The sequence below is a fragment of the Cloacibacillus sp. genome (assembly GCF_020860125.1).
Classification (GTDB): domain Bacteria; phylum Synergistota; class Synergistia; order Synergistales; family Synergistaceae; genus Cloacibacillus.
Map to the genome: position 1 here is coordinate 19,613 of NZ_JAJBUX010000049.1, position 8,073 is coordinate 27,685.

8 protein-coding genes are annotated in these 8,073 nt (G+C 55.5%); 4 read left to right on the forward strand and 4 right to left on the reverse strand.

The features are described from left to right. Window position 1: 1 nt before the first annotated feature. On the reverse strand, window positions 2–1,228 hold the full coding sequence (locus LIO98_RS06455) for an efflux RND transporter periplasmic adaptor subunit (protein ID WP_291954404.1): 1,227 nt from the start codon (window positions 1,226–1,228) through the stop codon (window positions 2–4). Between the two features lie 76 nt (window positions 1,229–1,304). Further along, complete coding sequence (locus tag LIO98_RS06460; protein WP_291954406.1) at window positions 1,305–1,937, reverse strand: TetR family transcriptional regulator; 633 nt, start codon at window positions 1,935–1,937, stop codon at window positions 1,305–1,307. 484 nt (window positions 1,938–2,421) lie between these two features. On the opposite strand from LIO98_RS06460, the gene LIO98_RS06465 reads away from it, so the two are divergent. Continuing rightward, complete coding sequence (locus LIO98_RS06465) at window positions 2,422–3,039, forward strand: TetR family transcriptional regulator (RefSeq protein WP_291954409.1); 618 nt, start codon at window positions 2,422–2,424, stop codon at window positions 3,037–3,039. A 173-nt stretch (window positions 3,040–3,212) separates the two neighbouring features. Then, window positions 3,213–4,136: a DMT family transporter gene (locus LIO98_RS06470; protein ID WP_291954414.1), complete on the forward strand. Its 924-nt coding sequence runs from the start codon at window positions 3,213–3,215 to the stop codon at window positions 4,134–4,136. 58 nt (window positions 4,137–4,194) lie between these two features. Here LIO98_RS06470 and LIO98_RS06475 read toward each other — a convergent pair whose 3' ends face one another. Beyond that, complete coding sequence (locus LIO98_RS06475) at window positions 4,195–4,758, reverse strand: CGNR zinc finger domain-containing protein (RefSeq protein ID WP_291954417.1); 564 nt, start codon at window positions 4,756–4,758, stop codon at window positions 4,195–4,197. A gap of 144 nt (window positions 4,759–4,902) precedes the next feature. On the opposite strand from LIO98_RS06475, the gene LIO98_RS06480 reads away from it, so the two are divergent. Together LIO98_RS06480 and LIO98_RS06485 are read left to right on the forward strand one after the other, a co-directional pair. Continuing rightward, window positions 4,903–5,814: a DMT family transporter gene (locus LIO98_RS06480; RefSeq protein ID WP_291954420.1), complete on the forward strand. Its 912-nt coding sequence runs from the start codon at window positions 4,903–4,905 to the stop codon at window positions 5,812–5,814. A gap of 415 nt (window positions 5,815–6,229) precedes the next feature. Continuing rightward, window positions 6,230–6,739 carry an N-acetyltransferase gene (locus LIO98_RS06485; protein ID WP_291954423.1) on the forward strand — a complete coding sequence of 170 codons (510 nt, stop codon included), beginning with the start codon at window positions 6,230–6,232 and terminating at the stop codon, window positions 6,737–6,739. 116 nt (window positions 6,740–6,855) lie between these two features. Here the strand turns inward: LIO98_RS06485 and LIO98_RS06490 are convergent. Next, window positions 6,856–8,073, reverse strand: a 1,218-nt coding sequence (locus tag LIO98_RS06490) for an Ig-like domain-containing protein (RefSeq protein ID WP_291954426.1), incomplete at its 5' end; no start/stop codon positions are given.

The following is an 8,073-nucleotide window of genomic DNA, read 5'->3' on the forward strand; positions in this document are numbered from 1 at the left end:
GTTATTCCGTCTCTTTCCCGCCGCCGGAGGCGGGGCGCGGCACACCGGACCGCTCCGGCACGGCCGGCGCATCCACCTTTACCCTCATACCGGGGCGCAGGCTCTGCAGGGAGGCTACCGCCACCATCTGTCCCTCCGTCAGCCCTTCCGCCTCGCGCAGCTGTCCCATCTCGCGCCCCAGCGTCACGCGGGCCTGGCGCACGGAGCCGTCCTTCTCAATGACATAGACATAGTCGCCCCTGTCATCCGCCATAACGGCGACCTGCGGGATGACATTCACGCGGCGGCTCGTCACGGGTTTAGTGAAAACACGTATCATCTCTCCCGGAATCAGCAGCCCCTCCTTATTCGCATAGCGCAGCCTCATCTGGATCGTGCCCGTCTGTGAGTCGACGGTATTCTCCTCAAAATCGCGTTCCCCGGGCGTATCAAAGGCAGACCCGTTGCTAAGTACAAGCCTGGTCTTATGGACGGGACCCTGCTTTTTGAAAGATTCAAGCTGGTCGAGATAATCCCGGTCTGGCAGGGTATAGGAGACGCGGATCGGGTCCATCTGCACTATCGAGGCCAGCGGGCCGCTCTGCGGCGTGACATAATTTCCCTTCGTAAAGTTCGCCGCGCCCGTCTTGCCGGTAATTGGAGCGGTCACCCGGCAATAGCCAAGGTCTATCTCCGCAAGACGCAGCGAGGCCTTCGCCTGCGACACGGCGGCTCGTCCCTGCAGCAGGCTGCTCTCCGCCTTATCCCGGTCCGCCGCCGATACGGCGCGCGCGTCGGCGGCGCTTACCCTCGCGTAATACCGCTCCGCCTCGTCAAGCGTCGCCATCGCCCTTTCGAGCTCCGCGCGGCGCAGCGCGGCCGTAGCCTGATAGGGAGCGGGGTCTATCTGAAAAAGCACCGCCCCCTCACGAACGACGGAGCCCTCCTTGAAACAGACGCGTTGTATCTCACCAGATATCTGAGGCCTCACCTGCACGGACTGTATCGCCTCCACACGCCCGACATACTCCGACGGCTGCGACGATATATCGGCCTTTTCAACGGTCTTCACGGAAACAGCCGGCATTGCCCCCTCCTGTTCCAGCCGTTCTTCACCGGCGCCGACCTTCATGACGGAATAGCCGCAGAGCGCCGCGGCGATCACCAAAACAGCGGCGGCGCCCTTCACCCAAAACGGTTTGGATTCGCCGTTTAATTCAACTTTTTTCTTCTCTTCAATATTTTGCATCTTTATATCTGCCCTTACCTTCCTGCTCTATGGAAATACATCCGGACGTCACACATACCGCACGCCAGGCTTGATCTCACAGCAAAATTGCCTCTTTCCGCACACTTAGCTCCATTTCAAAGGCGTCGAAAAGTATGTTCGCGTACGCGGGAAATTCATCCGGCAGCTTTTCAGAAAGCTGCACCGCGCGCAAACCGTGAAAAACAGCGCTGATCAAGATCGCGGCAGCCTCCGCGGGGATATCCCTGCGGATACTGCCGGTCTCCTGTCCCCTGGCGACAAGAGTTTTTACCATCTGCCTGTCGCGTTCCCAAAAATTTGTCATAAGAACCCGCGCCCGATCCTGAACATCCTCCGGCCATTCATAGCGCCTTCGCAGTATCATTTTGTGGATCTTCGCATACCTAGCGTCTTCAAGAGGCCTTTCGATCGCCTTTTTGTAATACCGGCGGATGGCGGCCCCAGGGTCAGCCGCGTTGAATACGACGGCTAAATCCTCATCGCCTTCGCGGTATATGGACTCCAAAAGCTGAAACAGAAGGTCGCTCTTGTTTTTAAAGTGCCAGTAAAAGGCCCCCTTTGAAAAACCCGCGTGCTCCGCAATCTCAACGATGGAGGTATTCGCGTAATTCTTTGCGCTGAATATATCCAGCGCTGAATCAAGAATACGCTTGCGTGTCCTGAAGGCCTCTTCTTTTGTTCTCCTCATCCCTCTCCCTCCCTTCACCGCTCAGATCAAGCCTGCGTATTATATGTACTTAAAAGCATGTAAGTCAATTAAAATTAACTGTAGTTTAAATTTGCAAGACGATTCTATCGATTCCAATTTCGTGGATAACTTTTTACATAGGAGATGGCGGCATGATAACAAAATTACTATCTGTAAGTTTTAATAAAAAATAAAAAATGTCTAATAGTATGTAATTAATGAAAATCCAACCGTTGCTGTACCTCAAACAGCTAAATTCATATTTATGCCGGCCGGCAATTTGACAAGAAATACATTCATTCGCGCGGTGTTACGGGGGGCCGCACACGGCTATTTTCTGGTTAGACGCGTCGCAGCGCCGCTAACAGTATGCACTGTTGGTCAGCTTCATTTATAAAAAGCTGACCGCGCTTGAAATATGGTATCATTATATAAATATGTTTATAAAAATGACGTAACAAGAGTGGAACGGGGAGGAATATTTTTGCGCAGGACAAGAGAGCAGGCGGAGAAAACGCGAAGCCAGGTGCTCGATACTTTCCTTGACATGTTCATAGAAAACGGTTTTTCCAAAACGTCTCTGACGAGTATCGCCCATAGACTCGGCGTGACGAAGGGCGCCATCTACTGGCATTTCAAAAATAAAGAGGACATCTTGCTGCATATTGTGAAACGCCACTGCGGCCTCGTCTTGCAGGATGCGGTGAATTCCCTCGCCGATTCCCAGTCGGACGACACCCTCTACTCATTTTACGAAATGGTACTTAACCGTCCGATCTCAGATGAATGTTATGTCAAACTCTATCGCCTGCTTCGTGAAAATCACAAATGGCCGGAAGAAATAAGGACGGCCATCTTCAAAATGTTTGACGACGTGCTGTACCATGAACGCAGCATCGTGACCGATTACATCTCCAGAGCCCAGGAGAGCGGAATGATGCGCGGGGATATCGAGGCGGAGAAGGTCGCCGTCGTCATTACCTCCATCTTCAACGGACTCGGCATGCTTCAGACAAACAGCAGGCTGCCGGACGAATTCCTCAAATATAACAAATTGCTCTTTGATTCGTTTTCCCGAACGTTGGCATCTTTGAAGTTATAAGGAAGCGCCGTACAAAAAAAATAAAATCGTCTTCCGGCGTTATACGCCGCCCCGTGGCCCGCCGTCCGGGGAAGACGAATAATTAAGAGCGCCTTATGCGCTCATAACGGTGAAATAAGGGTATAATTTCTCCTGGTTCAGCAGATTTTTATCAAGGAGGTGTCTCCGTTCCTATGCCATCGGGAGAACTCGACAACGCGCGTCCGGCGGGACCGCGCCTTTATGACTATATAATCATTCTCGTCACCGTCACGATCTGGGGCGGCAGCTTCGCCTCGACAAAATACGCGCTCGCGCAGGCGGAGCCCTCGCTGATCCTGCTGCTGCGCTTCCTCTTCGGTATCCCCGTGCTCGCCGCCGGCTGTCTCTTTGAAAAGAGCCTGCGGCTGCCAACCAAAGAGGAGGCGGTCATACTGCTCCTCATCGGCTTTCAGGGCATCTTCTTCCACCAGGGGATACAGGCCGTGGCGATGAAGACCGCCGGCGCGGGCAACGCGAACTGGATGATGGTCGCCTCTCCCGCGATCGTTGCGGTGCTCGGGCGAGTCTTCCTCGGGGAAAAAATCTCGCGCGCCGGCGTGCTCGGTCTCATCCTCTCCGCCGCCGGCGTCATGATGGTGCTCGCCTGGGGAACGGTGAAAGAGACCGCCGAAACCGGCTCCTTCGGCACCGTGGGCGACTACATCATCCTGCTCTCCGTGCTCAACTGGGCCGTATTCCTCGTCATCTCGCGTAAATTCCTCAAAGCAAAAATGTCTCCCGCCTTCTCCATCTTCTGGGAGATGATTTTTGCCTTCCTCTACGCGCTCGCCACCAGCTTCATCGTGGGCACCGATTTCTCCCAGATACCCACCTTCACCGTACAGACCTGGCTCTCGATAATCTTCCTCGGCGCGCTCTCCTCGGCCTTCGCCTACCTGCTCTGGTACCAGGCCCTCGCCGTGATGCCCGTCGCGAAACTCATCGTCTTCCAGTTCCTCCAGCCCGTCGCGGGCATGGTCATCTCCTACTTCCTCATCGGCGAACGCTACACCCTCTGGCTCCTGCTCGGCGCGGCGATGATCATGAGCGGCATCTGGCTGGTAAATAAAAAATAGCCGCCGCCCCACATTACAACAAAAAAGGCCGTCGGAGGCGGCATATCCCATCCAAAGCTTAAGCGGGCGCCCTCTCCTCGACGCCGCCGTTCTCTCTCCTGACCGCCCGGTGCCTGCGCACCTTTATCAGGCTGGCGCATCTGTTGTCACACCACTTTCTCGTATGGTTCTTGCTGTCGTCGTAGAAAATCCAGTCACACTCCGGGTTACCGCACTTCTTGACGCGGCCCGGCGGCAACTCCGCCGCCAAACGCGCAAACGAGAGCGCCACCTGGCACGCGACCCAAGTAAGATCATCCGTTCGCTGAACCGTCCGCAAAAGATAACGGCCCTCCCGGCAGACGATCATCTTATGCGACCTCTCCCTTGCCAGCACCTCGTTTAATTTATCAACATCAGACGGCTCCATCGTCCCCTTTACGCAGAACTTTACCGCCATCTGAAACATATCCTCACGAAACCGCAGAAGATCGTCAATATCACTCGCCGATGCCATAATCTCCGGCAGCTCCCACCGGCGGCAAAAAGACGCCAGCCACTCCATATCCCTCATCGGGTCTTTGAACGGCTTATGCGTAGCCTGCCAGCGGCTGTTTATAAAATCCAGGCAAAGAAAATCCATCCTCTATCCCTCCACTCGACATTACCATTAGTAACTAATAAAAATATTATTGACAGTTACATATGTATCGCATATTATTAAACCGCATTGTAACTATTATTATAGCATTATAAACGTTACATACTAAAAAAGGGGAAATCTGCCTTGAAGGACAAACTCACCGGCTCCATTATGCTGATCACCGCGACCTTAATTTGGGGAACGTCCCTGACGGCGCAAAGCATCGCCGCCAGCCATACCGGCCCCTTCACATTCAACGCCTCAAGGTTCCTGCTCGGCGGGATGGTGCTGCTGCCAATCCTCCTGATTAAAAAACCTGCCGTCAGCGTCCCTCCATCTGTTCCCCGCCGGAGCCGCCTCCTGATCTTTGGCGGGATTATATGCGGAGGGATCGTCTTCATCACGGCGTCGCTGCAGCAAATCGGCATCGCCGGCACAACGGCGGGGAAGGCCGGCTTCATCACCTCCCTGTATATCGTCATCGTACCGGCCCTGGGGCTGTTCTTCGGCAGAGCGCTCCCTCTTCGGACTTGGGGGTGCATCATTCTTGCCATCGCCGGAATGTATCTCCTCTGCGTCAATGAGCGTTTCCTCTTTGGATTCGGCGATGCCTTGATCCTACTCTGCGCCTTTTCCACCGCCGTCCATATCCTTGCCATAGACTATTTTTCCTCACGGGTCGACTGTGTCAGGCTTTCATGCCTGCAGTTCTTCGTCTGCGGCATTCTGAGCCTAATCGCCGCGTTTATAGTGGAAAACCCGCTCCGGCAGTCAGCAGCCGTCAGCGTCGGCGCTGTCTTATACACCGGGATATTCTCCTGCGGCATCGCCTATACGCTGCAGGCGCTGGGACAAAAAAACGTCCAGCCCGCTGCGACTGCGCTGATCTTGAGCTTTGAATCGGTATTTTCCGTTCTTGCCGGGTGGATCGTACTTGGAGAAAGATTAAACGCCAGAGAAATTTCCGGCTGTTTAATGATGTTCGCCGCCATCACCGCCTCGCAAATACCGAATATCAACGCCGTCAAAGAGAAAATCAGAGAAACGTCACCGTGAGTATTTACGGGGCGGCGAACGCCGCGAACGTGCAAAAAGCGGCGCGGGGACCGTGCCGCCGCTCCCTTTGTTGACAACCTCCGCACCTGATGCTATCGTTGAAAAAACGAATTACACAAGGGGTGCCTGTTTGACCGCATTGTAAGGGAGACTAAACCGCATAAGGGGACTGCGTAAACGGTGTTTTTATACCGTCTTATGTTGGTATGCGGTTTTGCTTCATACAGGGCGGTGACGGGCTCACCTGCAAACGGCACCTCACCGGGCACCGTTTTGGCTGTACCTTTTGTTACGTATGGGCAAAGTCTCCCGTAAGTCTACCCCTCCACGCCCGATAAAATCGTAAAAAACTGAGACGCTGTCCGCCGCAGAGTGACACCAGCGGCATATGATTGATAATGGAGGAAACGACAAAATGATATACAGAAGAGAAGAGGAAAGAGACCACGCCGAGGTCTGCCGTGTAGTGGAAAGGGCCTTTGAAAACGCCGAGCACCACGACGGCACCGAACATGAGCTTGTAGCGCGGCTCAGAAAAAGCGGCGCTTTCGTACCCGAACTTTCGCTTGTCGCGGAAGAAGAGGGACGGATCGTCGGCCACATCATGTTTACCAGGATCGGCCTCGGAGAGGCCCGCGCGCTGGCGCTGGCGCCGCTCTCGGTCCTGCCGGAGTTCCAGCGGCGCGGCGTCGGTTCGCGGCTCATGGCGGAGGGACACCGGATCGCCAAAGAGCTCGGCTACGAATTTTCCGTCGTCCTGGGAAGCGAAAGCTACTATCCGCGCGCCGGATACCGCCCGGCGTCGGAGTTTGCCATCAAAGCGCCCTTCGACGTGCCGGAGGCAAACTTCATGGCTCTGCCTCTGCGCGAAGGGCTCCCCGCGCCCAAGGCGACGGTGGAATACGCGGAAGAATTTTTCGCGTAAGAGAGCATAAGGGCAAAGGAGACGCGCACTGGCGGCGCGCCTCTTTTGCTTTCCTTAGAAATTCACTTCGTCAGGCCGCCGTGGTTCTGAGGCGGCCACATATAGGCGGGTACCGCCTATCTCTCCCTTTTGCCCATTATCAGCAGGCAGGGAAGCATGGCCAGCAGCGCGAGCGCGCCGGCGCCGATTCCGTTGCAGCCGCCTGAGCCGCCGCTGTGGACCACCGTCGCCGCCATCACCTTCACCTCGCAGGAGGCGCTGTACGCGCCATCCTCGGTGACCGCCGTTATCACGCAGGTTCCTTCGCCTTTAGCGGTGACCGTTCCATCTTTGTCCACCGTGGCAACCGACTCTTTGCTGCTGCTCCAGGTCAGCGGCTGTTCGGCCATCCCCCGGAAAGCGGCGGATATCTTTTCCGTCACGCCCCTGCTGACCGTCATTGCGACGGGTGTGAGGATCAAAGCGGGCTTCTGCGGCGCCTCTTTTACCGTCACATCACAGGAGGCGCTGTAACTGCCGTCTTTGGTGGCCGCCGTTATCACGCAGTTTCCTTCGCTTACGGCGATCACCGTTCCGTCCTGCTCCACCGTGGCGACCGACTCATTATCGCTGCTCCAGGTCAGCGGCTGTTCGGCTATACCATGGAAGACAGCCTTTATCTTTTCCGTCATTCCCATGCCTATCGTCATCGCCTCCGGCGTGAGGGCCAAACGGGGCTTCTGCGGCGCCTCTTTCACCGTCACATCACAGGAGGCGCTGTAACTGTTGTCTTCGGTGACCACCGTTATCACGCATGTCCCTTCGCTTACGGCGGTCACCGTTCCGTCTTGCTCCACCGTGGCGACCGACTTTTTGCTGCTGCTCCAGGTCAGCGGCTGTTCGGTTATATCCTGGAAGGTAGCTCTTATCTTTTCCGTCATTCCATTGCTGACCGTTATTGCCGCGGGCGTGAGGATCAGAGCAGGCTTCTGCGGCACCTCTTTTACCGTCACATCGCAGGAGGCTCTGTAACTGTTGTCTTCGGTGACCGCCGTTATCACGCAGTTTCCTTTGCTTACAGCGCTCACCGTTCCGTCCTGCCCCACCGTGGCGACCGACTTTTTACTGCTGCTCCAGGTCAGCGGCTGTTCGACTATGCCATGGAAGGCGGCCTTTATCTTTTCCGTCATTCCCATGCCTATCGTCATCGCCTCCGGCGTGAGGGCCAAACGGGGCTTCTGCGGCGCCTCTTTCACCGTCACATCACAGGAGGCGCTGTAACTGTTGTCTTCGGTGACCACCGTTATCACGCATGTCCCTTCGCTTACGGCGGTAACCTTACCATCTTTGTCCAC

Coding starts and splice junctions, on each gene's coding strand:
- LIO98_RS06455 (WP_291954404.1), bottom strand. CDS start 1,228: ATGCAAAATATTGAAGAGAAGAAAAAAGTTGAATTAAACGGCGAATCC.
- LIO98_RS06460 (WP_291954406.1), bottom strand. CDS start 1,937: ATGAGGAGAACAAAAGAAGAGGCCTTCAGGACACGCAAGCGTATTCTT.
- LIO98_RS06470 (WP_291954414.1), top strand. CDS start 3,213: ATGCCATCGGGAGAACTCGACAACGCGCGTCCGGCGGGACCGCGCCTT.
- LIO98_RS06475 (WP_291954417.1), bottom strand. CDS start 4,758: ATGGATTTTCTTTGCCTGGATTTTATAAACAGCCGCTGGCAGGCTACG.
- LIO98_RS06485 (WP_291954423.1), top strand. CDS start 6,230: ATGATATACAGAAGAGAAGAGGAAAGAGACCACGCCGAGGTCTGCCGT.